This window comes from Sphaerotilus sulfidivorans (assembly GCF_013426975.1).
GTDB classification, from domain to species: Bacteria; Pseudomonadota; Gammaproteobacteria; order Burkholderiales; family Burkholderiaceae_C; genus Sphaerotilus; species Sphaerotilus sulfidivorans.
In genome coordinates, this window is sequence record NZ_JACCPY010000010.1 from 1 (window position 1) to 25,028 (window position 25,028).

Annotated in this window: 27 protein-coding genes and 1 rRNA gene; 3 read left to right on the plus strand and 25 right to left on the minus strand. The window is 69.0% G+C overall.

Annotation, left to right across the window (positions count from 1 at the left end):
- Together HZU84_RS08215 and ptsP are read right to left on the minus strand one after the other, a co-directional pair.
- Positions 1–64, minus strand: a 16S ribosomal RNA gene (locus HZU84_RS08215); the annotation flags it as partial.
- 297 nt (positions 65–361) lie between these two features.
- Positions 362–2,143, minus strand: coding sequence for a phosphoenolpyruvate--protein phosphotransferase (gene ptsP, locus HZU84_RS08220; protein ID WP_149504351.1), 1,782 nt, complete (start codon positions 2,141–2,143; stop codon positions 362–364).
- 144 nt (positions 2,144–2,287) lie between these two features.
- Between ptsP and HZU84_RS08225 the strand changes: the two genes are divergently transcribed.
- Positions 2,288–3,151, plus strand: a complete 864-nt coding sequence (locus tag HZU84_RS08225; RefSeq protein WP_149504352.1) for a GNAT family N-acetyltransferase — start codon at positions 2,288–2,290, stop codon at positions 3,149–3,151.
- 19 nt (positions 3,152–3,170) lie between these two features.
- Here HZU84_RS08225 and HZU84_RS08230 read toward each other — a convergent pair whose 3' ends face one another.
- The 16 genes from HZU84_RS08230 to fliF all read right to left on the minus strand — a co-directional run bounded on the left by HZU84_RS08230 (position 3,171) and on the right by fliF (position 16,469).
- On the minus strand, positions 3,171–3,443 hold the full coding sequence (locus tag HZU84_RS08230; RefSeq protein WP_149504353.1) for an HPr family phosphocarrier protein: 273 nt from the start codon (positions 3,441–3,443) through the stop codon (positions 3,171–3,173).
- Positions 3,412–3,870: a PTS sugar transporter subunit IIA gene (locus HZU84_RS08235; protein WP_149504354.1), complete on the minus strand. Its 459-nt coding sequence runs from the start codon at positions 3,868–3,870 to the stop codon at positions 3,412–3,414. The genes HZU84_RS08230 and HZU84_RS08235 overlap by 32 nt, the downstream gene beginning before the upstream one ends.
- 67 nt (positions 3,871–3,937) lie before the next feature.
- Complete coding sequence (locus HZU84_RS08240) at positions 3,938–4,504, minus strand: hypothetical protein (protein ID WP_149504355.1); 567 nt, start codon at positions 4,502–4,504, stop codon at positions 3,938–3,940.
- Between the two features lie 51 nt (positions 4,505–4,555).
- Positions 4,556–5,320 carry a flagellar biosynthetic protein FliR gene (gene fliR, locus HZU84_RS08245; protein WP_149504356.1) on the minus strand — a complete coding sequence of 255 codons (765 nt, stop codon included), beginning with the start codon at positions 5,318–5,320 and terminating at the stop codon, positions 4,556–4,558.
- Between the two features lie 23 nt (positions 5,321–5,343).
- Positions 5,344–5,613 carry a flagellar biosynthesis protein FliQ gene (gene fliQ, locus HZU84_RS08250; RefSeq protein ID WP_037481506.1) on the minus strand — a complete coding sequence of 90 codons (270 nt, stop codon included), beginning with the start codon at positions 5,611–5,613 and terminating at the stop codon, positions 5,344–5,346.
- A gap of 33 nt (positions 5,614–5,646) precedes the next feature.
- The gene (fliP, locus tag HZU84_RS08255; protein WP_149505317.1) at positions 5,647–6,396 is read right to left on the minus strand and encodes a flagellar type III secretion system pore protein FliP; all 750 of its coding nucleotides are present in this window, start codon (positions 6,394–6,396) and stop codon (positions 5,647–5,649) included.
- A 25-nt stretch (positions 6,397–6,421) separates the two neighbouring features.
- A complete protein-coding gene (gene fliO, locus HZU84_RS08260; protein ID WP_149504357.1) occupies positions 6,422–6,796 on the minus strand; it encodes a flagellar biosynthetic protein FliO in 375 nt (124 codons plus the stop codon).
- 28 nt (positions 6,797–6,824) lie between these two features.
- Positions 6,825–7,220: a flagellar motor switch protein FliN gene (gene fliN / locus HZU84_RS08265; RefSeq protein ID WP_149505318.1), complete on the minus strand. Its 396-nt coding sequence runs from the start codon at positions 7,218–7,220 to the stop codon at positions 6,825–6,827.
- Between the two features lie 43 nt (positions 7,221–7,263).
- On the minus strand, positions 7,264–8,271 hold the full coding sequence (fliM, locus tag HZU84_RS08270) for a flagellar motor switch protein FliM (RefSeq protein ID WP_149504358.1): 1,008 nt from the start codon (positions 8,269–8,271) through the stop codon (positions 7,264–7,266).
- Positions 8,272–8,307: 36 nt separating this feature from the next.
- A complete protein-coding gene (locus tag HZU84_RS08275) occupies positions 8,308–8,898 on the minus strand; it encodes a flagellar basal body-associated FliL family protein (protein ID WP_149504359.1) in 591 nt (196 codons plus the stop codon).
- A gap of 131 nt (positions 8,899–9,029) precedes the next feature.
- Positions 9,030–10,955, minus strand: a complete 1,926-nt coding sequence (locus HZU84_RS08280) for a flagellar hook-length control protein FliK (protein WP_149504360.1) — start codon at positions 10,953–10,955, stop codon at positions 9,030–9,032.
- Between the two features lie 4 nt (positions 10,956–10,959).
- A complete protein-coding gene (locus HZU84_RS08285) occupies positions 10,960–11,418 on the minus strand; it encodes a flagellar export protein FliJ (protein WP_037481494.1) in 459 nt (152 codons plus the stop codon).
- Positions 11,419–11,438: 20 nt separating this feature from the next.
- Positions 11,439–12,869, minus strand: a complete 1,431-nt coding sequence (gene fliI / locus HZU84_RS08290) for a flagellar protein export ATPase FliI (protein WP_273469964.1) — start codon at positions 12,867–12,869, stop codon at positions 11,439–11,441.
- Positions 12,866–13,723: a flagellar assembly protein FliH gene (locus HZU84_RS08295; RefSeq protein ID WP_149504361.1), complete on the minus strand. Its 858-nt coding sequence runs from the start codon at positions 13,721–13,723 to the stop codon at positions 12,866–12,868. Before HZU84_RS08295 ends, fliI begins: the two co-directional genes overlap by 4 nt.
- A complete protein-coding gene (gene fliG, locus HZU84_RS08300) occupies positions 13,707–14,702 on the minus strand; it encodes a flagellar motor switch protein FliG (RefSeq protein WP_149504362.1) in 996 nt (331 codons plus the stop codon). The genes HZU84_RS08295 and fliG overlap by 17 nt, the downstream gene beginning before the upstream one ends.
- Before the next feature lie 21 nt (positions 14,703–14,723).
- Entirely contained in the window at positions 14,724–16,469 is a 1,746-nt protein-coding gene (gene fliF, locus HZU84_RS08305) for a flagellar basal-body MS-ring/collar protein FliF (protein WP_149504363.1), read from the minus strand.
- A 163-nt stretch (positions 16,470–16,632) separates the two neighbouring features.
- Here fliF and fliE point away from each other — a divergent pair, with 163 nt between their 5' ends.
- Positions 16,633–16,971, plus strand: a complete 339-nt coding sequence (fliE, locus tag HZU84_RS08310) for a flagellar hook-basal body complex protein FliE (RefSeq protein WP_149504364.1) — start codon at positions 16,633–16,635, stop codon at positions 16,969–16,971.
- A 95-nt stretch (positions 16,972–17,066) separates the two neighbouring features.
- Here fliE and HZU84_RS08315 read toward each other — a convergent pair whose 3' ends face one another.
- The 7 genes from HZU84_RS08315 to HZU84_RS08345 all read right to left on the minus strand — a co-directional run bounded on the left by HZU84_RS08315 (position 17,067) and on the right by HZU84_RS08345 (position 23,732).
- Positions 17,067–17,786 (minus strand): flagellar brake protein, encoded by a 720-nt coding sequence (locus HZU84_RS08315; RefSeq protein ID WP_180692851.1) that lies wholly within the window; start codon positions 17,784–17,786, stop codon positions 17,067–17,069.
- Between the two features lie 54 nt (positions 17,787–17,840).
- Positions 17,841–18,191 carry a flagellar protein FliT gene (locus tag HZU84_RS08320; RefSeq protein ID WP_257644557.1) on the minus strand — a complete coding sequence of 117 codons (351 nt, stop codon included), beginning with the start codon at positions 18,189–18,191 and terminating at the stop codon, positions 17,841–17,843.
- A gap of 49 nt (positions 18,192–18,240) precedes the next feature.
- Complete coding sequence (fliS, locus tag HZU84_RS08325; RefSeq protein WP_241461955.1) at positions 18,241–18,624, minus strand: flagellar export chaperone FliS; 384 nt, start codon at positions 18,622–18,624, stop codon at positions 18,241–18,243.
- Between the two features lie 166 nt (positions 18,625–18,790).
- Positions 18,791–20,785, minus strand: coding sequence for an O-linked N-acetylglucosamine transferase, SPINDLY family protein (locus HZU84_RS08330; protein WP_149504367.1), 1,995 nt, complete (start codon positions 20,783–20,785; stop codon positions 18,791–18,793).
- Between the two features lie 118 nt (positions 20,786–20,903).
- Positions 20,904–22,361: a flagellar filament capping protein FliD gene (gene fliD / locus HZU84_RS08335; protein ID WP_149504368.1), complete on the minus strand. Its 1,458-nt coding sequence runs from the start codon at positions 22,359–22,361 to the stop codon at positions 20,904–20,906.
- 139 nt (positions 22,362–22,500) lie between these two features.
- Positions 22,501–23,340: a flagellin N-terminal helical domain-containing protein gene (locus HZU84_RS08340; protein ID WP_149504369.1), complete on the minus strand. Its 840-nt coding sequence runs from the start codon at positions 23,338–23,340 to the stop codon at positions 22,501–22,503.
- Positions 23,341–23,342: 2 nt separating this feature from the next.
- Complete coding sequence (locus HZU84_RS08345) at positions 23,343–23,732, minus strand: hypothetical protein (RefSeq protein ID WP_149504370.1); 390 nt, start codon at positions 23,730–23,732, stop codon at positions 23,343–23,345.
- Between HZU84_RS08345 and HZU84_RS08350 the strand changes: the two genes are divergently transcribed.
- Entirely contained in the window at positions 23,731–24,972 is a 1,242-nt protein-coding gene (locus tag HZU84_RS08350; protein ID WP_149504371.1) for a tetratricopeptide repeat protein, read from the plus strand. The two genes, HZU84_RS08345 and HZU84_RS08350, sit on opposite strands and share 2 nt — an antisense overlap.
- Positions 24,973–25,028: the final 56 nt, after the last annotated feature.

Sequence of the window (25,028 nt, forward strand, 5' to 3'; positions counted from 1 at the left end):
CGACTTGCATGTGTAAGGCATACCGCCAGCGTTCAATCTGAGCCAGGATCAAACTCTTCAGTTCGATCTTGTTTTGCTCAAGGAATTGAAGTGAACTTCACTTCTCTATCCATGAGCGTTTAAGGTCGCAAGGACCCGGACCCGAAGATCCGAGACACTCGCCTCAAACGCCCACGCTTATCGGCTGTTGATTTTTAAAGAGCTTATCACTGTCTTTTGCAGCGAAGAATCGAACTTTACCGAATCTTTTTTCGTCAAGACTTTTTGTTCTTTATTTTTGAACTTGTCTTGCGAAAGGGCTGCCTGCGTCAGCGAGGGGCGAAATTTAGCACCGCCTGATGGAAAACGCAAGCACAGGATTTCAGACAGCCTGCGGGATCGCCGTCAAGGCACGCAAGCGTCCGCTCGCCCAGACCGCACGGGGATCTTCTGCCTCCAGGGCAAGGGTGGCGTGAGACGCCAAGGGGGCAATCTCCGTACGCAGGATGCGCTGCTTGATGGCGGGCAGCTGGCTGGGGTGCATGCTGAAGCTGCGCAGGCCAACAGCCAACAGCATCTCGGTGAACTCGGCGTCACCGGCCATCTCGCCGCAGATGCAGACCTCCTTGCCGGCCGCATGCGTGGTCTGGATCGTCGAAGCCACCAGACCGAGAACCGCGGGATGCCAGGGATCGTAGAGGTGGGCAACGCTCTCGTCGGCACGGTCGATCGCCAGCGTGTACTGGATGAGATCGTTGGTGCCGATCGAGATGAAGTCGAAGTGCTTCAGGAAGATCGGCAGCATCAGCGCTGCTGCGGGCACCTCGATCATCGCGCCGACAGCGACATCGCCAAAGGCCGTGCCGTCACGCCGCAGCGACTCGCGGGCACGCTCGATCATGTCGAGCGCGGCACGAATCTCGCCGGGGTGGCTGATCATCGGCACCAGCAGCCGCACCGACCCGTGCTGCGCCGCACGCAGGATGGCGCGCAGCTGCACCATGAACATGCCCGGATCGGCCAGGCTCCAGCGGATCGCCCGCAGGCCCATCGCCGGATTGAGCGAATGCTCATGGCGCAGCTCGCTCAGGCTCATCCGGTCGAGCGGCTTGTCGGCGCCGATGTCGATCGTGCGGATGGTGACCGGCAGGCCGCGCAGCGCGATGACGACATCCCGGTAGGCCTCGTACTGCTCCTGCTCGTCGGGCAGCCGCCCGCCACGGTTCATGAACAGGAACTCGCTGCGGAACAGGCCCACGCCTTCGGCACCGGCCTCGACCGCCGCGGCTGCATCCGACGGCAGCTCGATGTTGGCCAGCAGCTGGATGCGCTGCCCGTCCAGCGACACGGCGGGGCGATGGCGCAGCCGGGCCAGCCGATCGCGCTCGAGCTGTCCCTGACGCTGCCGGAAGCGGTATTCCTCGAGGATCATCGGCGACGGATCGACGATGACCAGGCCGGCGTCGCCATCGATGATGATCCAGTCGTCCTGGCGGATGATGCGGCTGGCATCGCGCGCGCCGACCACCGCAGGAATGTCCAGGCTGCGCGCGACGATCGCGGTGTGCGAGGTGCGTCCACCGACATCGGTGACGAAACCGCGAAAGACGCCGCCCTTGAACTGCATCATGTCGGCGGGAGAGATGTCGTTGGCCACCAGGACGACCGGCACATCGCCCTCGCACGACACCGGACCCAGCGCAGACCCGCCCCCCCGGCCCGAGTGCGCCGACAGCGTGCGGATCAGCCGCTCGGCGACCTGCTCGAGATCGGCCTTGCGCTCGCGCAGGTACTCGTCCTCCATCTCGTCGAACTGGCGAGACAGCATCTCGAGCTGGGCAGCCACCGCCCATTCGGCGTTGTAGTGCCGCTCCTCGATCCACTGGCGCGTCGCGCTGGCCAGCACCTCGTCGTGGAGCAGCATCAGGTGCACGTCCAGCAGCGCAACCAGTTCGGCAGGCGTGTCGCCCTGGACATCGAGCTTGAGCGCCTCGAACTCCCGGCAGACCTGATCGCGGGCCGCCTTCAGCCGGCGGATCTCGGCACCGACCTGATCCGCCTCGATGAAATAGTGGGCCACATCGACCCAGCTGGAAGCCACCAGCACCGCGCGCCCGATGGCCACGCCCCGGGAAACCGGCAATCCGAATACCTGAACGCTCATGGGGCCATGCTATCAGCGCCCCCCGCCCGCCCGCACCGGGATCGGCCCTCATCCGCAGGCCGACCCGTCATCGCGGCGTCATCGCCACGACATGCTCAGGTCACCGCACGGACCGAGCATCACGCCCATGACGAGGAGCGATCGATGAGGGAACTTCCGCTGCCCACGATGCCGCTGGCCGAGCTGCCAGCCGGCCGCCGCCGGGGACTTCTGCCGAGCCGGCCATCCACGCCGTCGCCGGCGGGCGCGGCCACTGCGGCGGCTGCGCCGGAACGGCTCAGCGTCGGCTGGGCACGGCACCAGGACGAGGTGCGCGAAGCCCAGCGGCTGCGCCATCAGGTGTTCGCGGTCGAGATGGGCGCCCGGCTGTCGCCGGTGAACGGCACGCCCGAAGGCCATGATGCCGACCTGTTCGACCCCTACTGCGAACACCTGATCGTGCGCTGCCTGGACGAGCGCTCGCCCCAGGCGGGCGAGGTCATCGGCACCTATCGGGTGCTGACGCCGCAGGCCGCGCGGCGCGTGGGCGGCTTCTACAGCGAGACCGAGTTCGACCTGACCCGGCTGCGCCCGCTGCGCGACCGCATGGCCGAACTGGGCCGCTCCTGCGTGCACGAGGACCATCGCCAGGGCGGCGTGATCCTGGGCCTGTGGGGCGCACTCGGCAGCTTCCTGGTGCGCAACGGCCTGGATTCGGTGATCGGCTGCGCGAGCATGTCGATGCGCGACGGCGGTCATGCGGCCGCCTCGCTGTGGGACCGTCTCTCGCGCACCCACCTGGCGCCGATCGAGCTGCAGGTGCGTCCACGCCTGGCGCTGCCGGTGGACGATCTGCGGCGCGACCTGCCGGTCGAGGCGCCGCCGCTGATCAAGGGCTATCTGCGCTGCGGCGCGACCGTGCTGGGCGCACCGGCCTGGGATCCGGACTTCCACACCGCCGATCTGCCGATGCTGCTGCAGCTGCGCGACCTGCCGGAAAAGTACCGCCGGCATTTTCTCGGCCACTGAACGGGCCGAGCCGCGGCTGTCAGCCGCCCTCGCCGAACTTGTCGTCGATCAGGGCGCGCAGAGCATCCATGGCTTCCTGCTCGCGCTCTCCGCTGGTCTCGATCTCGATCTCGCTGCCGACACCGGCGGCGAGCATCATCACGCCCATGATGCTCTTGGCATTGATGCGGCGACCGTTGCGGTTGCTGATGAAGACATCGCAGGGGAAGCTGCCAGCCAGCTTGGACAGCTTGGCCGAAGGCCGGGCATGCAGCCCCAGCCTATTGCTGATGGTGATGGTGGTCTTGATCATGGGCACCGGGAAGAAAAGCCTGGTTCTGCGGCCGGGTCGAGGCGATCGGAAGCACGCCCTGTGCACCGCCCTGGACCGCACGGGCGAACAGCTCGTCCAGTCGTGCTCGGCCGGCATAGTTCAGCGTGCGCCACAGCATCGGCACGTTGACGCCGGCGAGCGCGCGCACCCGATTGCCGTCGACCAGCCTCTGCGCGATGTTGGAAGGCGTCGCGCCGAAGACATCGGTCATCACCAGCACCTCGGGATCATCGTCGAGCTCATCCGGCAGCAGGCTGCGCGCCTCGGCCTCGAGCGCCTCGGGGCTCATGTCGGGCAGCACGTCGAGCACGCGCAGCTGCTGCGCCTCGTCGGGAAAGGTGTGCGCCGCGATGGCCTTCAGCGCGGAAGCCAGCGGGGCGTGGGCGATGATCAGCAGACAGGCCATGGAACGATTGCTGCATTGCAAGGGTGCGGCATCATGCCATGCACGGCCGGTTCGTCACGCGCCCTGATCAAGGCGCCGGCCGCAGCGAGCCGATGAACTCCTGGGCACGGTCGCGCCAGCGCGACACCGGCTCGCCGCGGGTGATCGCGACCACCTGCAGCACCTGCAGGCCGCGCGCGGCGATCAGCACCTCGGCCTCGACCGCACGGGCATCGGCACCGCGCCCGCTCAGCAGCAGGCGCCGGGCCTCCTGCTGCGGGGTCAGGCCGGGGCCGGTCGCCTCCTGCGCCAGGGACTCCTCGGCCTGGAGATTGGCCGCCAGCCGGCTGCGCAGATGCCTCAGCGTCTCGGACACCCGCGCCGGCTCGTCGATCTCGAAGAGGGTGACCGACCAGCCCAGGCCGCCGGCATCGCAGCTGGACATGCGTGCCGGCACGCTGCGCTCGAGCAGCCGCACCGCACGCTCGGCACGCTCGGGCCGGCAGGGAAACTGGATCACCAGGCCATCGGCCACCGCCACGTCGCGCCAGTCGAGCGCCGGCGCGCATCCGCCGCAGAGCAGGCCGGCTCCGGCCAGCAACAGGACAGCACGGCAGCGGCGCAGTCGCGACAGGCAGGACACAGGCGGGAACATGCGCCGATTGTCGGCGGCCACATGCCCGGGCCGGCACCGGCCTTTCCCGCATCAGGGCTGGAACAGCCCGAGCAGCCGCTCGAGCACGGCCAGCATCGGGCGCTGCAGCAGCGGCAGCGTCAGCAGCAGCCCGAGCAGGCCGACCGAGATCGTCACCACGAAGCCGATCGAGAAGATCTGCAGCTGCTGAGCCACCCGGGAAATCACGCCCAGCACCAGGTTGACGAACAGCAGCATGGCCACCGTGGGCAGCGCGATCCACAGCCCGTAGCGGAACAGCTCCGCCCCCCAGACCTGGGGCTGGATGCTGAGCAGCAGATCGAAGGGATGGTCGGTGACCGGGAACTGGTGGAAGCTGGCCACCACCACCTCGACCAGCAGCAGATGCCCGTTGATCACCACGAAGAGCCAGGCGGCCATGGTGTTGAACAGCCGCGCCGACACGGTGCTCTGCCCGCTGGTGGTGGGATCGAAGAAGGTCGCGAAGTTCAGGCCCATCTGCAGGCCGATGACCTCGCCGGCGAACTCGATCGCGGTGAACACCACCTTGGCCGCGAAGCCGATGGTCACGCCGATGAAGACCTGCTGGACCACCATCGCCAGCGCGGTCGGGGTGTCGAGCGGCAGCACCGGCATCGGCGGCAGCACCGGCTGGGCGCACAGCGCCGTCAGCAGGGCCAGGCCGATGCGCGCGCGCACCGGAATCACCCGCATCGACAGCACCGGCGCGGCCGCGAACAGGCCCAGAATGCGCAGCAGCGGCCACAGCAGCGGCACGATCCACTGCAGCAGCTGTGCCTCGCTGAAGCCGATCACCGCAGGCGCGCCCGGGCCGGGCCTCAGCCGACCATCGAGGGAATGGCCTGCAGCATGCGCCGCAGGTACTCGACCAGCGTGGTGATCATCCACGGCCCGGCCACCAGCAGCACCACCACCCCGGCGACGATCTTCGGCACGAAGGACAGCGTCGACTCATGCAGCTGGGTGGCGGCCTGCAGCACGCTGATCGTCAGGCCGACGGCCAGGATGACCAGCAGCATCGGAGCGGCCACCATCAGCAGGATGGTCAGCGCCTCCTGGCCGATGGTGAAGACGAGGGAGGAATCCATCAGGGCGGTCCTGGAGCAGCGCGGCGGGGCCGGTCAGGTGGCGAAGCTCGCCGCCAGCGAACCCAGCAGCAGGTTCCAGCCGTCGGCCAGCACGAAGAGCATCAGCTTGAAGGGCAGCGCCACCAGCACCGGCGACAGCATCATCATGCCCAGGCTCATCAGCACGCTGGCCACCACCATGTCGATGACCAGGAAGGGAATGAAGATCAGGAAGCCGATCTGGAAGGCCGACTTCAGCTCGCTGGTGACGAAGGCCGGCACCAGCACCCGCAGCGGCACCTGCTCGGCCTTGACCGAGGCATCGATGCGGCCGAGCTTCATGAACAGCGCCATGTCGGACTGGCGGGTCTGCTTGAGCATGAACTGGCGCATCGGCACCTCGGCGCGAGAGGCCGCCTCCTCGAAGGTGATCTGCGCGGCGGCGTAGGGCTTGTAGGCCTCGGTGTAGACCCGGTCGAGCGTCGGCCCCATGACAAAGAGCGTCAGGAACATCGACATGCCGATGATGACCTGGTTCGGCGGGGAGGACTGGGTGCCCAGCGCCTGGCGCATCAGGCTCAGCACGATGACGATGCGGGTGAAGCCGGTCATCATCATCAGCATCGCCGGCAGGAAGGACAGCGAGGTGAGGATCAGCAGTGTCTGCACCGGCACCGAGTAGGTGCTGCCGCCACTGCCCTGCCCCACCACGATCGGCAGGCCGCCCGGCGTGGCCGGCGTGTTGGCCAGCACCGGCGCGGCGGCCAGCAGCGCGGGCAGCACGGGCAGCGCCAGCCGGGTCATCCGGACCAGAAGCGGCTTCGGCGATTCAGCGCGCATGATCGTTCTCGCGGACGGGCTGCACCGGCCCGGAGCGGCGCCAGCCCTCGAGCAGGCGCCGGAAGGCCGCATCGACCGGCAGCGCATCGGCGGCAGGAGCGGCATCGGCCGGCCCGGCCGGCAGCTGGTGCAGCACCGAGACCTGCTGCGCGGTCACGCCCAGCAGCAGCCGGCAGCGTGCCTCGCCCTCGCCGACCTCGATCAGCACCAGCCGCTGCTGCGGCCCCAGCGGGGTCTGCGACAGCACCCGCATCAGCGGTGCGGCCGCCGCCCCCGACCGGAGGCCGCCCCAGCCGCTGCGGCGCAGCAGCCACAGCGCCGCGGGAATCGACAGCAGCACCAGCGCCAGCCAGAGCAGCGACATCAGCGACGGCCCCACGGCCACGCCCCCGTCAGCCACCGCGGGAGAGCCGGCGCATGCGCTCGCTCGGCGTCACGATGTCGGTCAGGCGCACGCCGAACTTCTCGTTGACGACCACCACCTCGCCCTGGGCGATCAGGTAGCCGTTGACCAGCACATCCATCGGCTCGCCGGCGACGGTGTCGAGCTCGACCACCGAGCCCTGCGCCAGATGCAGGATGTTCTTGATCGGAATGCGGGTGCGGCCCAGCTCGACGGTGAGCTGCACCGGGATGTCGAGGATCAGGTTCAGATCCTTGCCCCCGGCCATGCCGGCGGCGCCGCCACCGCGCGGACCGCTGTCGAAGTCGGCGAACGGTGCCGGCGTGCCGTAGGCACCCGGATCGGACGGTTTTTCCTCGAGCGCGGCCGCCCACTCGGCGGCCATCGCGTCCTGTTCTGACAGGTCAGTGAGGTCGACCGAGGGATTTTCAGGCATTTTGATCTCCTATCCAGCTGACCTGCTGGTTGGTCAGCACACGCTCGATACGGATGGCGTAGTGGCCGCCGGAGGTGCCGTAGCCCGCCTCCAGCACCGGCACGCCGTCGACATGGGCCTTGATGGTCTTGCCCAGATCGAGCTCGATGAAGTCGCCGACCTTCATCGCCAGCAGCTGCTCGACGGTGGCGGGCGCCTTGGCCAGCTCGGCGACCAGCTCGACCTCGGCCGACTGGATCTGGTCGGACAGCAGGCTGATCCAGCGCTTGTCGGCGCCGGGCGCCTCGCCCTGGTTGTTGCTGCGCAGCACATCGCGGATCGGCTCGACGTTGGCGTAGGGAATGCACACCCGCACCGAGCCCACCGACTCGCCGATCTCGATGGTGAACACCGTGGACACCACCACATCGCCGGCGGCGGCGATGTTGACGAACTGCGGCTGCATCTCCGAGCGCTGGTAGGTCAGCTCCAGAGGATAGATGCCCTGCCAGGCCTTGTTGTATTCGCGCAGCAGGATCTCGACCATGCGCATGATGACGCGCTGCTCGGTGCCGGAGAACTCGCGGCCCTCGATGCGCGCCGGGAACTTGCCCACGCCGCCGAACAGCGCATCGATGAAGGCGAAGATCAGCGTGGGGTCGCAGACGAACAGCGCCGAGCCGCGCAGCGGCCGCATCGAGACGACATTGAAGTTCGTCGGCACCATCGTCTCGCGCAGGAAGGCGCTGTACTTCTGCACCTTCACCTCGCCGACCGAGATCTCCAGATTGCGCTGGGCGAACTCGGTCAGCGCCGGCATGACGTTGCGGGAGAAGCGCTCGTTGATCACCTCGAGCATCGGCATGCGTCCGCGGACGATGCGATCCTCGCTGGCAAGGTTGTACTCGCGCACCGACCCCTTGGGCGGACGCACGCCCTCGGTCTCGGCGACGGGAACATCACCGGTCATACCCTGCAGGAGGGCGTCGACCTCATCCTGGGACAGGTTCTGCTGGCTCATGGGGTGCTCGCTGCGAAACCGGGCGCCGAGCCACGCTCACTGGACGATGAAGCTGGAGAAATGGACCTGCTGGACGGGGTTGTAGACCGGCGCACGCTTGCGCTTCTTCTTGCCGTCGTCCTCGCTCTCGTCGTCGATGTTGATGCCCATCGGGCGCACCACCTCGCGGGCGATCTCGGCGGCGAGCTGCTCCTTGCCCTCGCGGCCCTGCAGCTCGGCGGCGGTCTTGTGCGACAGGATCATCAGCACCGCGTTGCGGATCGCCGGCATGTAGGGCTTCATCTCCTCGGCGAACTTCGGGTCGTCGATCTCGAGGGTCACGCCGATCTGCGCATAGCGGTCGGCATCGCGGTCGGCCAGGTTGACGACGAACGGGTCCAGCGGCATGTAGGCCGGCGGCAGCTTCGGGTCGCGCTTGGCCGGCTTGGGCTTGGCGGCGGCCTGGGCTTCCTCGCCACCTTCCTCGGCCGCGGCAGCCTCGGCCTCGGCAGCCTTCTTCTTCCAGATCATGAAGCCGGCACCGCCGCCGCCCAGCAGCAGGACCACGACCACGCCGATGATGATGAAGAGCTTCTTGGAATTCTTCTTGGGAGCGGGTTGTTCCGCGCTCGCTGCCGCAGCCGACATGTCCTTCTCCTGCTAGTTGAGCCCCCGCACGAGGGGCATCCGGATAGGGACGATTATTTGAAAACGGGGCGGATGGCGAAGATCGGAAAAGCGCAGCAAAACCGGCGATTGATCCGACCCGCCCCGAAGGCTCATGCGAACAGATCGAGGCCGCCGGCGCGTGTCGGCGAGCGGCGCACCGGTGCGGGCTCGACCGGATCCGCAGGTCGCGCCCGCCCTTCGGGCAGGTCGACGACAAAGCCGCTGCCCTGGCGGGACGCGGCCTGCTGGCCGCCGGCATCACGCGCCCGGCCCTCCTGGAAGGCGCCCGAGCCGCCGGATCCGCCCGAACCGCCGGCCAGCGAATCGGAGCTGGCGCCCGACGAGGCCACCGGCGCAGTCTCGCCCACCGAGCTGCTGCCCAGCGACAGTCCGTCCTCGCCCAGCGCCGCCGCCAGTGCCGGCAGCGACTGTTCGAGCTGCTGACGGGTGGCCGCCTGGGTGGCGGCGAAGTCGACCGAAGCCACCGACCCCTCGATGGCGATGCGCACCGACACCGGCCCCATCTCGACCGGATTCAGGTGCAGCGTGACCTCGCGCAGCCCGTGGCGCGACAGGCTGGCGTGCTGTGCGACATGCGCCACCATCTCGTCGGCGAAATCAGGATGGCCGAAAGGCGTCTCGACACGCGACTCGGCCACGACCGCCGGAGCCGCCGACGCCGCGCCCTGGGCCGGCACCGTCGCCTGGGCCTGCGCCAGCGCGCCCGCCCAGCCCTCGGCCGATCCGGCAGGCTCGAGGCGCGCGGCCAGCTCGGTCCGGTCGTTCGGCGCGGTGGCGCCTGCACGCAGGGCCTCCAGGCCGGCGCCGGGGCTCGAGCCGATCGGCATGCGGTTGTCGGTCGCACTGGCCGCACTGCCCTTGGGCGTGGCTCGGGCCAGGTCTGCCACCGCCGGCATGGGCGATCCGGCAGCGACCACGGCGGCGGTGGCGGCCTGGGTCTCCGCGGCACTTCCGGCCGAAGCCCGAGACACGCCCATCTGTGCGGCCGCCTGCAGCCGCAGCGAGGCCTGCAGGGCACGATCGGCCGCAAGAGCAGCTTCGGAGGACAGCCTGTCGGATGAAAGAATCGGGCGATCGCCGCGCGTCTGCGGCCCGTCCACCGTGCGAGCGGAACGACCGGACTGCCGCGAGAAAGCCGCTTCACCCCAGGCCGCCAGGGCTGGACGGGCTTCGGAGGCGGCAACCGCGCCGGCTGCTGCGGCGCGGGCGGCCTCCGCGACAGGCGCGCTGTCCTGCACACGCCGCTCCGGCGCGCTGCCGGCCGGCGGCAAGGCCTCGCTGAAATCCGTGACAGGAGCGGCTCCGGGCATGGAGGCCTCATGGACGGCGGTCGCGCCCGGCATCGCACCGGCCCCGCGCTGCAGACGAGCCGGTTCACTGGTGGCCACCGGCGAGAACACCGGATCAGCAGATTCCACAGTCGTCGTCTGCGGCGGAGCCATCTCGGACACCGGCTGCGGCATGGAGCCCGGTGCGGGCACCACAGCCGGATCCGGCATCATCGGCAACTGCAGATCGGGCGCGGGCGGCAGCAGTCCGTGCTCCATCCGCCAAGGCGCGTCGGCCTCGTCGGCGACCGGCTCCGGCTCGGCGGCGACGTCGCCCGACGTCTCGATCCCGGCCTCCCCCCCTGAAGACGCCAGCAGCGCGGCAAGCCGATCAGCCGAGAGCCCTTCAGCGCCGGAGCCGGCATCCGCCAGCGTCGCGCGTGCAGAAGCCGTCTCGCGCCCGGCAGCGGCATTCATGCGCAGCCGCAGCAGCGCACTCAGGCTCAGCCCCCCCAGCGAAGTGCCGCCGCCCTCGCCTGCCGCCAGCGGCGATCGGTCCGCGGCTTCGGGATCTCCAGGCACTGCGGTCGGCGCCGTGGCGGCACCGGTCATCGACGATGACAGCAGACCGGCGAAGGTCGTGCCTGCGCCCGAGCCCCCCTCGGCAGAGGATGCGGCCCCCGATGGGGCTCCACCACGACCGGCACGGGCCGGCAGCGGGGACAGATTGAGCAGGGATGGATCCATCGCGTCATCCGCCGTGGCCGGCGGCCTCCTGAAGTCGGTTCCAGGCCATGCGCGAGGCGCGCTCGTCGATCTGGCGCTGCTCCTGGCGGTCCTGGTGGTGGCGGACCGCATCGGTGCGGCGCTTGATCAGCTTGTTGATCGCGGCGACCCGGCGTTCGGCCTCCAGCGTCTCGGACTGGCGATGCGTCAGCACCTGCCGGGCCCGGTCGACCTGGGCGGACTGCATCGACACCGCCTGGTGCAGCCGGTCGGTGAAGGCGTGGTGGCACTGCACCAGCGGCATGGTGACCGACTGGCGCATCGCGCTGCTCCAGCGCGACTGGTGATCGCGGCTGTAGGTGGAGAGCTGTTCATGCTGGCGCAGCGCCGCGTCCAGCGCCGCATCGGCGCGACGCTGCTGGGCCAGCGCGGCATCGCGCTGGCGTTCGGCATGTTCGAGCAGGGTGACGAGGGACTGGGTCATCGATGGACTTCGGTCGGGGTTCAGACGCGGGTGATCTGGCGCAGCATCGCGACGCTGTCGCGCAGCTGCGCCCGGGCATGGGTGTCCTGCTGCAGCAGCGCCATCATCGCGGGCTGCGACTTGACGGCGGCATCGAGCTCGGCATCGTGGCCCGGCACATAGGCGCCGAGCTGGATCAGGTCGCGCGCCTTGCTGAGCTTGGACAGCAGCTTGCGCATCTGCCGCGCCGCGGCGATGTGCTCGCGCGGCACGACGTTGTTCATCACCCGCGAGATCGAGCGCTCGATGTCGATGGCCGGATAGTGGCCCGACTCGGCCAGCTCGCGCGACAGCACGATGTGGCCGTCGAGAATGCCGCGCGCGGCGTCGGCGATCGGATCCTGCTGGTCGTCGCCCTCGCTCAGCACGGTGTAGAAGGCGGTGATCGAGCCCTGGCCGGGGCGGCCGTTGCCGCTGCGCTCGACCAGCTGCGGCAGCTTGGCGAAGCAGCTCGGCGGGTAGCCCTTGGTGGCCGGCGGCTCGCCGATGGCCAGCGCGATCTCGCGCTGCGCCATCGCGTAGCGGGTCAGCGAGTCCATCAGCAGCAGCACGTCCAGGCCCTGGTCGCGGAAATGCTCGGCCACCGCGGTGGCATAGGCCGCGCCCTGCAGCCGGCTCAGCGGCGGCGCGTCCGCCGGCGCGGCCACCACCACCGAGCGCGCCCGGCCGTCCTCGCCCAGGATGTCCTCGATGAATTCCTTGACCTCGCGGCCGCGCTCGCCGATCAGGCCGACGACGATGACGTCGGCCGCGGTGTAGCGCGCCATCATGCCCAGCAGCACCGACTTGCCCACGCCGGTGCCGGCGAACAGGCCGATGCGCTGGCCCTTGCCGACGGTCAGCATCGCGTTGATCGAGCGCACGCCGGTGTCAAGCGGCGTGCGCACCGGATCGCGGTCCATCGCGTTGATCGGCCGGCGCACCAGCGGCATCGGCTGCACGCCCGTCAGCGGCCCGCCGCCGTCCATCGGCCGCCCGCCCGCGTCGACCACCCGGCCGAGCAGGCCGTTGCCGATCGGCAGATGGCAGGAGCGGTCCTCGGTGCGGCGCCACATGTGGCGGCTCTCGCCCAGCTCGAGCGCAGGCACCGGCACCTCCATCGGCACCACCCGCGCGCCGCTGGCCAGACCGTGGATCTCGCCGGCCGGCATCAGGAAGGCGCGGTCGCCGGTGAAGCCCACCACCTCGGCCTGCACCGGCGGCTGGCCCGGCATCAGCACCTCGCACAGCGAGCCCACCGGCACGCGAATGCCGACCACCTCGAGCACCAGACCGGTCACCCGCACCAGCGTGCCCTGCACCAGCAGCGGCGCATCCAGGCTGGCGCGCTCGTGCATTTCCTCGAGGAATCGCACCCAGCGTCCGGGAATCTCGCCGGGTGCCGGACGGGCGCCATCGCGCATCGCCGTCATGAATGCGCTCCGTCACTCGAGGGATCGGCCAGCGACAGCGGACCGAGTGCGGCCATCGCACGCGCCCAGCGGGTGGCCACCCGCGCGTCGACCGTGCCCAGGTCGGACTCGACCAGGCAGCCGCCGCGCTCGATGTTCGGATCGGCCACCAGCCGGGCATGGCGGGTGCTGAACAGATCGCCGCAGCCCTGCTCCACCGCCACCAGATCGGACGGATTGAGCCGCACGCGGATGTGGCGCGCCGACAGCAGCACCTCGCCCAGCGCCTCCTGGGTGACACGCACCACCGCTGCGGCCGGCGTCTGCAGCTCGGTGCGCAGCACCTGGCGAGCCACCTGCAGCGCGATGCCGGCCACCCGGCGCGCGATCGCCTGGTCGAGCCCGTCGAGCTGGCGCTGGAACTGCTCCAGCGCCGCGGCGATCGGCGCGCCGACCTCGGCCTCATGCTGCTGGCGATAGTCCTCGAGCGCGTTCAGGCCCTCCTCGCGGCCGATCCGCAGCCCCTCGTCGCGACCGAGCGCACGACCCTTCTCGAACGCCTCCTCGGCCAGATGGCGCGCCCGGGCCTGCTCGGCCTGGCGCGTCTCCTGGACCGCACGCAGCACCTCGGGCGGCGGCGCCGGCGGCTCGGCCGGCGGCGTCGGCTCGCCGCTGCGGCGGGCACGGGTCGCGGCCGGCACATCGAGCCGCCCCGGACTCCAGCGCACCACGTCGCCGAGTTCCTCGCGCGGAATGAAGCGGGTGAGCGAAGGCGGCACCGCCGCCGGAAGCGCCTGCAGGTCGATCGGCGCGAAGCCGGGATCGCGCGCCTGGCGCTGCACCCGCTCGGCGAAGGACTCAGAGGAACTGGCCATCGCTGCCTCCGCCCAGCATCAGCTGACCTTCGTCCGACAGGCGCCGGGCGATCTGCAGGATCTCCTTCTGCTCGGCCTCGACCTCGGCGACCCGCACCGGGCCGCGCGAGGCCAGATCCTCGCGCAGCATCTCGGCGGCGCGGCTGGACATGTTGCGGAAGATCTTCTCGCGCAGATCGTCGGTGGCGCCCTTGAGCGCGACCAGCAGCGACTCGCTCTGCACTTCCTTGAGCAGCGCCTGGATGCCGCGGTCGTCCACGCGCATCAGGTCGTCGAAGGTGAACATGCTGTCGGTGATCTTCTGCGCCAGCTCGGAGTCGGTCTCGCGGATGTAGTCCAGCACCGAGGCCTCGATCGCGGTGCCCAGCAGGTTGAGCACCTCGGCCGCGCTCTTGACGCCGCCCATGTTGGCCTTGCGCATGCGATCGCCGCCGGCCAGCACCTTCGACAGCACGTCGCTGAGCTCCTTGAGCGCCGCCGGCTGCACGCCGTCGAGCGTGGCCAGGCGGATCATCACCTCGTTGCGGTGCCCCTCGGGGAAGCGGCGCAGCACCTCGCTGACCTGCTCCGGCTCGAGGTGGACCAGGATGACCGCGACGATCTGCGGATGCTCGCGGCGCAGCAGATCGGCCACCGCGGCCGGATCCATCCACTTGAGGTTGTCGATGCCCGGTGCGTCATTGACCCGCACGATGCGGTCGATCAGCAGATTGGCCTTGTCGTCGCCCAGCGCGCGGCGCATCACCCGGCGCACATACTCGTCGGTGTCGAGCTCGAGCAGGCCGGCGTCATGCACCTGCTCCTCGAAGCGCAGCAGCACCCGCTCGTAGCGGTCGCGCTGGATCGTCTTGGTGCGGGCCATCTTCTCGCCGAGCTTCTGCGCCTCCTTGGGCGTGAGGTGGCGGAAGACCTCTGCGGCCTCCTCCTCGCCCATCGAGATCAGCAGGATCGCCGCGTCCTCGAGTCCCTGGTCATCCATGGATCGACATCCTCGTGTTCATCATTCGGCTTCGGTGCCATTGACCCAGCCGCGCAGGATGCGCGCCACTGCGGCCGGATTCTTGCGGGTCAGGTCGCGCACCTCGTTGAGGCGGCGATCCGACGGGCTGAGTTCCTCCGGTGCGGCCAGGGCCGGCGTCGTGCCTGCGGCGCCACCGGTGCCGGCGTCGGTCAGCGCCGGCAGCTCCTCGACATCGTCGACCACCGCATCGAGGCGGTTCTTCTCGCGCTCGAGCTCCTCGGCCTTGCGCATGTCGCGCAGCACCGGCCGGATCACGCCGAACACCACCGCCAGGCCGAGCGCCACCAGCGCCAGCGGCACCGCCAGCGTGCGCACCATCTCGAGCAGCTGCGGCTGCTTCCACAGCGGCAGCTCCGAGGTGTCGACCTCGACCGGCCGGAACGGCGCGTTGACCACCTTCACCGTGTCGCCGCGCTCCTTGACGAAGCCGACGCTCTCCTGGACCAGCGCGGTCAGCTTGTCGAGTTCCTCCTGCGACAGCGGCTGCGAGGTCGGCTGACCCTTCTTGTCGGTGCCGGCCCGGTGGTTCACCACCACCGCCACCGCCAGGCGCTTGACCGTGCCCGTGGCGGCGCGCACCACCCTCACCGTCTTGTCGACCTCGAAATTGGTCACCGCATCACGCCGGCCGCTGGAAGTGACCGCTCCGGCAGCGCCCCCCATCGGCTGCATGGTCTGGGCGGTGCCATTGACCGGTGCGCTGGCACCGGCCACCGGCTGGTTCGAGGCCGCACCGGGCACCCCCCCGACCATCTGGCCGCTGCCGGCACCGCCGATGTTCTCCGAGGTCTGCGAGCTGCGCACCGCCGCGGGCTGGCCGCCCTGGTTCGGCCGGAATTCCTCGGTGGTCGACTCGGTCTGCGAGAAATCGATGTCGGCCGACACCTGGGCGCGCAGGTTGTCGCGCCCGATCACCGGCTCGAGAATGTCGAGAATGCGCTTCACATAGGCCTGCTCGACCCGGCTGACATGCTGCACCTGGGTGGCGTCGAGCATGTTGGTCACGCCGCTGCCGTCCTGAGCCTCCGACAGCAGCGCGCCGGTCTGGTCGAGCACGCTGACCGCCCGCGGGCTCATCTCCGGCACGCTGGCCGACACCAGATGCACGATGCCGGCGATCTGGGCCCGGTCGAGCGTCTGCCCCGGATACAGCGTCAGCAGCACCGAGGCGCTGGGCTTCTGCTGGTCGCGGAAGAAGCCGTTCTGGTTCGGGATGGCCAGATGGACACGCGCGGCCTCGACCGCCGACAGCGCGGTGATCGAGCGCACCAGCTCGCCCTCGAGGCCGCGCTGGAAGTTGAGCCGCTCCTGGAACTGCGTCGTGCCGAAGCGGGCGCCATCCATCAGCTCGAAGCCGACCGCCGAGCCCTTGGGCAGCCCGGCCTGGGCCAGCTTCAGCCGCACGTCATGCACCTGGTCGGCCGGCACCAGCACCGCGCCGCCGCCTTCGCTGAAGCGGTAGGGCACATTCATCTTCGACAGCTGCGCGACGATCGCGCCACCGTCCTTGTCGGAGAGGTTCGAGAACAGCACCCGGTACTCGGGACGGCTGCTCCAGAGAACCGAGGCGACGATCAGGGCCAGCATCGCCGCGACGCCGCCGGCCAGCATCGCCTTGCGGCGCGGGGGCAAGGCTCCAAAGCGCTCCGTCAGCCGGGTCGGCCCGACCGCGAGGGTCGACGACTGGGGCGCAGTCAGTGTGGTCGGGCTGCTGGAGAGGTCCATGTCCATGTGTCAGTGGTCGCATGCCAGGACGGTCATGCCTGAACTGGATTATTCGGAGACCTGAGCCTCACGATGGTCCGAACAGCTTCGCGAACCCCGGGTTCTTCATACCATGTCGGCAGGAGCCGGCGCGTAGGATGCCCAAGCTGTGGAGGTACACCTCATGGACGTCAGACTCAAGCCCTTCGACTTCTCCCAGGCCCTGGCCCGCACCGGTGCGCTGACCGATGCGGCAGGCGCGACGAATGCCGCCCGCCGCACCGCAGGCAGCGAACGCCGCGAGGACTTCTCAGACGTGTTCAGCCATGCGCTGAAATCCGTCAGCGCCGCACAGAACGAGGCCGGCCGACTGCAGCGCGAGGTCTCGCTCGACAGCTCGACCGTCTCGATCGAGGAGACGATGATCGCGATGCAGCGCTCCAACATCGGCTTCCAGATGGCGCTGCAGGTGCGCAACCGCGTGGTGCAGGCCTACAGCGAAGTGATGAGCATGCAGGTCTGAGCGCAGCCGCCATCCAGAAGCGATGCAAAAGGCCCTGGCAGCCGCCAAGCTGCCAGGGCCTTCTTCATGAAGCGTCCGGATCAGTCCAGTCCGGGTCAGAGCGTCAGCAGGCGCGAGCGGCGCTGGGTCTGGTCGATGTAGCGCTGCAGCTCACGCTCGGTCACCAGATCGAGTCCGGCCAGCTCGCAGCCGATGCGCCAGTAGGCGCCGCCGATCGCCTCGACACGCGACACATGCGAGATCACCAGGCCGGTGTTGATGCGGGTGCCGGCATCGAGCTCGAGCAGCACGTTGGGCAGGCGCTGCCCGCGCTGGAACAGATCCAGCGGCTCGGCCAGCATCAGCGCCACGCCGGTGTAGCTCAGGTCGATGATGCGCAGCTCGAGCTGGCGACCGGCCAGCTCCGGATGCGCCATGCAGGCCTGGGCCCGGCCGCGTCCGATCGGCTGCACCCGGAAACTGCTGCGGCGCTGGAAGCGGAAGACCTCGCGCGGATAGGAGGCATTGAGCACGCTGCCGACGCGGCCGTTCACCAGCACCAGATCATCGACATCGAACTGGATCTTCACATTGTCCAGATAGGCGGTGGCGGTGAGATCGCCCGCACAGACCAGCCGCTGGACCGCCTCGGCCTTGGGATCGACGGAGAACACCAGCACCTGGTGCTCGCTGTCCTCGGCCCACAGCGAGGTGGAATAGGTCGGCAGGTCGGCCCCGCCCAGCGACACCGGAATGTCGTTCTGCACCATCTGCCGCAGCAGCGCACGAATCTCCACCTGCGAGCGCACCCGCAGATCGGCACTGGCCGCCGGCATCGCGCAATCGCGCCTTCGGATCGAACCGTCTCGTGACATCGCGCCTCCCTGCGCTCAGTGCAGCACGTTGTGCCCGGGATGAACGAGCATGCTGTCGAGATCCTCCAGCCACGGCTCGGCCAGGATGCGGATCTCGGCGTCGTTGCGCAGGATGCGCTGCATGATCCGGGACTTGACCTGGACCTCGTCGCAGGCCAGCCGGTTCTGGTGATCGGCCGCATGCTTGAGCTGGGAGATCAGCACGGCGCAGGCCCCTTCGAGCTTGACGACCCGATCCCAGTTGCCGACGCGGGCCGCCTCCAGCATGTCGGCGCTGGCCTGCTCGATGGCTTCGTAGTACTGCAGCAGCGGGCTCTTGCGGACCGGATCCGGCATCGGGTGTCGGGCAGTGGCGGCTTTGGACATGGTGGACCTATGGGAACACGTGGTGCGGCGGACGCAGCGAGCGTCCGGGTCAGGCCCTCGCCCCGCGTGCCACCTGCGGACCGATCTCGACCCAGGCCTCGCGGATCGGCCGGATCAGCCGGTCCGCTTCCTCGAGGATCGAGACGTCGTTGCGCAGGTTGGCCAGCGTCAGGCGCGAAATCACGTAGCTGTAGAGCGCGTGAAGGTTGTGGGCCACGTCGCCACCGGCCTCCAGGTCGAGGGCGGCCCGCAGGCCCTCGTCGAGGATGCGCACCGCCCTGCCGATCTGCTGGCATTTCACTTCGATCAGCTTCGCCTGCATGGCCAGCCGCGCTCGTCCGACGGATTCCAGGAAACCATCGAACAGCATCAGCACAAGCTGATGCGGCGAGGCCGCTTCCACCTCGGTCTCGAGACCGACCTGGGCGTACATGCGGGCGAACTGCTGCGCGCGACCGAAGGGAGATGACACCATGGCAGGAGAGAATGCGCTGTGATACATGGCTGGGTTCTTCTCGGGAACTGGGGCGATGGCGAACAGTTGTCACTGGCTTATCGTCGCGCCCGCGCCCCGACTTGAAGCATTGGCAGGGGTGGATTCAGGACAGTTCTGCGGCCAGCGGGGCCGCAGGCAGGCCGGCGTCCTGGCGCTCGACCATGCGCAGCAGCAGCCGCTCCAGGTCGCGCGCGAAGCGCCGGCCATCGAACAGAGGGGACGCGGTGCGAGCCTGCTCGAGCCGCAGGCGAAGTGCCGCGCAGGCCCCGGGCTCGGTCGCCAGCCGGATCGCCTCGGCGATGTAGCGGTCGATGTCGTCGCAGGCCAGCTCGGACAGGCCCAGCGTGCCCAGCAGGCTGCCAGCGACCCGGGAAGCAAAGCTGCGGCCCGTCAACGCCAGCACCGGCACGCCGGCCCACAGGGCATCGCTGGCGGTGGTGTGGCCGCCGCAAGGGTAGGTATCCAGGCACAGATCAGCCAGCGGCAGGCGGGCGCGGTGCAGATCGGCACGCAGGAAGGGCGCGAAGACCAGCCGCGCCGGGTCCAGACCGCGAGCCTGCGCCTCGGCGCGCAGACGCTGACGGGCCGGCTCGTGCTCGACCAGCAGCCACAGCACCGAGCCCGGCACCGCCTGAAGGATCCGGCACCAGGCCTCGAAGACCTCCGGCACGATCTTGTAGGGCATGTTGAAGCTGGCGAACACGAAGCTCGCCTCGGCCGGCAGTCCGCACTGCGCGCGGGTCGGCGGCTCGGGCCGGCTTCGCGTGCTGTCGTTGGGCTGGTAGCAGTGCGGCATCTGGGCGATCCGCTCGGTGAAGTCAGGCTGGGCCTCCAGCGGCGTCACCACCGGATCGCCGATGAAATAGTCGATGAACGGCGCGCCCGTGGTGCCCGGATAGCCCAGCCAGGACACCTGCACCGGCGCCGGCCGGTGGGCCATCACGTCCATGCGTGCACCCAGCGTGTAGCCCTTCATCTCGATCAGCACGCCGATGCGGTCGTCGCGGATGCGCCGCGCCAGATCGCCCGAGGTCAGATCGGCCGTCTCGCACCAGGCGGTCGCGGCGGCACGGATGCGCGCGCGCAAGGCAGAGCCGTCGTCCGGACCGCCCGAGTACAGCCACAGCTCGAAGCGCTCCCGGTCGATCGCCTCGAGGCATTCGGCGACCAGGATGGCGGTGGCATGGTTGTGGAAATCGCTCGACACCAGGCCGATGCGCACCCGGCCCTGCGGGCGCGGCACCTTCATTTCCGCCCGACGCGGCACCGCCGCCATGCGGCCGGTCTGCTGGCGGCAGGTCAGGCGCGAGGCCCAGTGCAGCACCTCGGGGTCGTCGGTAAGCGTGATCAGCGGAAAGCCGTTGACGACCCCCGGCAGGGTCTGGCCCTCGGTGGCCTCGACACGCTGGATGCACTGAGCAAGGCGATCGAAGTCCTCGGCCAGACCGGCCCAGTCGCAGGCCCAGGAACTGGCATGGGCCGCTCCCACCGCCGCACCGAGATCCCGCGGCTCGTCATCGAGCAGCATGCGATGGCACAGCGCCGCCTCGGCATGGCTGCCGTGCTTCATGAAGCCATGCGCCATGCCGAGCAGGGCCTGCCGGCGGATCGACCGGTCCGGACCGGCCAGCGCCAGCGCCATCGAGCAGGCCTTGACCGTGCCCTCGAAGTCGAACAGCTTGATGCGGGCCTTGGCCAGCGCCAGATGCCAGCGGGCATCCCGGGGCGCCGCCGGGTCCAGGGCCTCGAGCACCTGGATCACTTCGGCATGGCGGTGGCGCTCGAGCAGCAGGTCGGCCAGCAGCTGGCAGACACCGGCACTGGCCGGGTCCAGACGGAACGCCCGCTCCAGGTGCCGGATGCTGTCATCGATCTGGCCCAGCGCATGCTGGCACTGGGCCAGGCGCGCCCAGTGGACGGCCGATTCCGGTGCAAGACGGGTGGCAGCGAGAAACTGGTCGCGCGCCGCCTTGAGCTGACCGCGCGACTGGAGATCCTGCCCGCGGCGGGAAGCGGCGGCACCCGGATCACGTCGCGCCGCGACGGGTCGCGCCTGCTGCGGTGCGGCCGGGCGCTCCTCGACGGATGGAAGGCTCATGACTCAGACCCCTGGAAGTCGACTGGATCGACCGAGTCTGCATGGCCTTCAGCATGAACATCGCCGGATAAGCCGCCCTGTCGACGCCAGTTCAGTGCGACCCCGGGTCCATCCCGGGTCAGTAGTAGTAAGCGCGGTTCAGCAAGCTCAGGTTCGACACCGCCGAACTCAGCGAGCCGATCTTCGACATCTGGGTGTCGAGCGACTGGTACTGCTTGTTCAGCCGCGCCTCGATGCCGGTCATGCGCAGTTCCAGCGCCTCCTGCTTGGTCTGGTTGCGCTTGAGTTCGCTGCGCAGGCCGTCGGTGCGCGTCTGCAAGGCACCGTCGGTACCCAGCACGCTGTCGGCGTACTTGCGGAAGCGCTTCATCACGCCGGTCAGCGCGGTGGTGCTGCTGTCGCCGCCGTTGAGCAGCTCCTTGACCTGGGTCGGATTTTCCAGCGCAGCATCCAGCTTGGAGGACTTCAGCTCGAGCTTGCCGGAAGCATTGATCGAGACACCGATGTCGGACAGGCGCTTGAGATCGCCGCTGCCGGAGCCCGAGAAGGCCTCGAACACCATCTGGCGCATCTGGCTCTGGATACCGACGGCGGTGCGGTCCGCCTGCAGCTTGCCGGCGCTCTTGGTGGCCGCGTCGTACTTGGTCTCGCTCTTGATCGTGTCGGACAGGCTGTTGAAGGCAGAGATGAAGTCATTGAGCTTGGTCTTGAGCTCGGAATGGTCCGAGGCGACCGTCAGCTCGACCGGCGAGCCGCTGGTCTTGCCGAGCTTGATCGACAGCCCCTCGATCGCATTGTCGATCGTGTTGGAGGCCGAGCTGATCGACAGGCCGTTGATCAGCACCTGCGCATTGCCGGCCACCTGGTTGCGCGACATCGGCGAGGTCGTGGTGGCATCGTAGGCCAGAGCGGACAGGCCAGTGGCCGCGTTGCCATCGTCGCTGGTCTCGGTGGCGGTGATGCGGAAGGCGTTTTCCTCGCCCGTCTTGGTCGAGCGCAGCGTCAGCCGCGAGCCCGAGGAGTCGGTCACGATGCCTGCGGTCACGCCGGCGTTGGCCTTGTTGATCTTGTCGCGGATCGCGCTCAGCGAGGTCTCGCCGTCGGCGATGTCGATGGTGACCGGCGTGGCGCCGGACTTGGCGCTGAAGCCGGTCGGCGGCGAGCCGCCCGCCCAGCTGCCAAGCTCGATCGTCAGCGAGCCTGCCGACAGCGTGGCGCTGCTGCTGGCGAACACGGCACTGCTGAGCGTCTGCGTCGTCGCCAGAGCGTTGACCTGCAGCGAATGCGAGCCGGCAGCGCCGTTCTTGCCGCTCAGCGAGGTCACGGTCGCCACCGAGGCATCGGAGACCGTGGTGCTGGTCTGCCCCCACAGCGAGGTCGAGTTGAAGGCGGCCGCCTTGTCCCGGAGCGACGACAGGCCGCTCTGGATCTTGCCGAACGACGAGATCTTCGCGTTGATCGAGGTCTCGGCGCTCTGCATGGTCTTGAGCGGCTGACGCTCGATCGCCATCAGCTGACTGATGATGGAGGACACATCGAGACCACTGCCCAGACCGGACGCTGTGAGAGAAGCCATGAAAACCACTCCTGGAAGCTCGCGCGGAGCTCAAGCACGAACGCGCAGAACGGCCAGGCCGGTCTGCGCGCGAGAAGGAATCGACAGGAGCAGCCCGGGCTTTCAGCCCGGACCGCCTGCGGATCCGGAGCCGACCGGATCAGCGCAGCAGCGACAGGACCTGCTGCGGCTGCTGGTTGGCCTGGGCCAGCATCGTGTTGCCCGCCTGCGAGAGCACCTGGGCCCGCGACAGGTTCGCCGACTCGACCGCGAAGTCCGCATCCGTGATGCGACCCCGTGCGGCGGTGATGTTCTCCTGGCTGGTCGCCAGGTTGGCCACCACGCTCTCGAAGCGGTTCTGCACCGAGCCCAGGTTCGAACGGGCCGAAGTCACCTCGTCGATCGCGGCATCCAGGTTCGAGATGGTCGCCAGGGAGGCATCGACGGTGGAGATCGAGGCGGCCGCGCCGGTGATGGCTGCCGACATGCCCGTGCCCGCCGTCATGTCACGCAGCGCGACGGTGATGCGGTCGGTGGAATCGGTGTCGGCACCGATCTGGAAGGCCATGTCGGTGGCCGCCGAGTTCAGCAGGCTCTTGCCGTTGAACTTGGTGCCTTCGAGCACGCGGCTGACTTCGGTGGCCAGCGCGGTGTATTCCTCGTTCAGGTTGGCACGGTCGCTGGTGTCGTTGGTCGAGTTGGCCGACTGGACAGCCAGTTCACGCATGCGCTGCAGGGACTCGCCGACCTTGCCCAGGGAACCTTCAGCCGTCTGGGCCAGGGAAATCGCATCGTTGGCGTTGCGCGAGGCGACGGTCATGCCGCGAACCTGCGAGGTCATGCGCTCAGCAATCGCCAGACCGGCCGAATCGTCCTTGGCCGAGTTGATCCGCAGGCCGGTCGACAGACGCTTCATCGAGGTCGAGAGCGAACCGTCGGTCGATTGCAGAGCGCGCTGGGCGCCCAGCGAGGCCATGTTGGTGTTGATGGTGGTAGGCATAGCTACTCCAGTGATGTCTGATGCTGATGAGCTTGGTGCCGCTCCCGGCACCTGATCGATCCGAGCTGCATGGTCGTCTGGATCGTGCCCTTGTTTTCGTCGCTGCCCGACGGGACTTGAGGATGAACTGAACGATTTTTTCGAACCAGTTCGTCTTTTGCGGATCCCGCCAGCACCGATCGGCACAAGGCAGACGGTTGTCGGCACGTTGCCTGGCCTTCTTGAGCGAACAAGGACACCAATTGGTACCGTTTTGAGCCCGCAAAAGTGAAATCCTTGGTGTTAGAAATGAAGAAAACACCCAGGTCCTCGCCGACCTCGACCTGAATCGACATCGACTCACTTGACGCCGCTGCCGGCGACAAGCGCTCACGCTCCGGAGACTTCCTCATGATCAACCTCGTCGTCGCCTGCCTGGGGCAGGACATCCGCTGGATCGACGAGCTGCCCGCCTCCTGCGGGATCAGGCTTCACGCGCCACTGCATGCCGATGCCACCGCCGGCCTGCACCGGCCGGTCCAGCGCGTGTCGGCCGAAGCTGACACCAGCGCGGCGGAGATGCATCTGCGCCACCTGCTGACCCTGCCGGGCGGCGCACCACGCGATCTGACCGTGTTCTGCGACGGCCAGCCCTTCGACGCGGCACCGGCCCTGCTTGATCTGATCGACAGCGAGGACGCATGGAGCGACGTTCAGCCCCTGGGCGCGCCCCTGGCGCTGCGCGATCTGCCGGAAGCCGAACTGGCGCAGCATCCCGGCCAGCGCGACTGGATGGGCGGACTGCCGGTGGAGCCGCAGCATTTCTGCCCCCGCAGCCTGTCGACGCTGGGCGGGCGCGACGCGGAAGCACAGTGGCTCGCCCGCCAGTACCGTCGCCTTCATGGGCTGGACCGGGGCACGCATCTGCTGGGCCATTTTCTCGACCTCTGCGGCCTGGGCGAGCTGGCGAGGGCCGCTCGCCGCAGCGATCTGGGTCGCCGGGCCCCGGGCGGCATTCTCGCGGTGCGGCAGACGGTGCTGGAGGCCACGGTGCGGCAGCACCGCCAGGCGCTGGACCATGTGCTCGAGCGGGTGCTGCCCGGGCAGCCCGTCCATGCGCGCCTGTGGGAACACGTCTGGCTGCATCTGTTCGGTCTGCCCTTCGTCACGCTGGAGGCCTTGCCGCGCCCGCCGGCCCCACCCGCCCCGGCCCGACTCGATGCCGCGATGGCTCGCGCGATGGCCTCGATCGACGCCACGCTGGCGCGCGCCACTGGCGGCAGGCCCAGCACCGCCACGCCGGCATCCTTTCACCTGCCCGCCCGGGCGATCGCAGCCCGTGCGCCAGCGGCACCGATGGACGAGGCCATGCGGGCTTTCGGTCGAGGCGATTTCGAACAGGCCGCCCGTCAGGCGCGCCAGGAGCTGATGCGGGCGCCAGACCAGGAGCACAGCCGTTTCATGCTGGCCATGTCGCTGGCTGCCCAGGGACGCAGCGACGAGGCCCTGGACCAGTTCGAGCGTCTGCTGGGCCGGAGCGAGCAGGACATGCTGTCCTCGCGACCCGCGCCGCAGGCCACGCCCGCACCCTCCGCACAGAGCAACGCCGGATCGCCCGCGGAAGACCGGCATTCCTCACGCTTTTCCGGCTGACATGCGCAAATCGCGGATCGGGAGAGAAGCAGTTTCCAGGCTTCGCCGATGGCAAT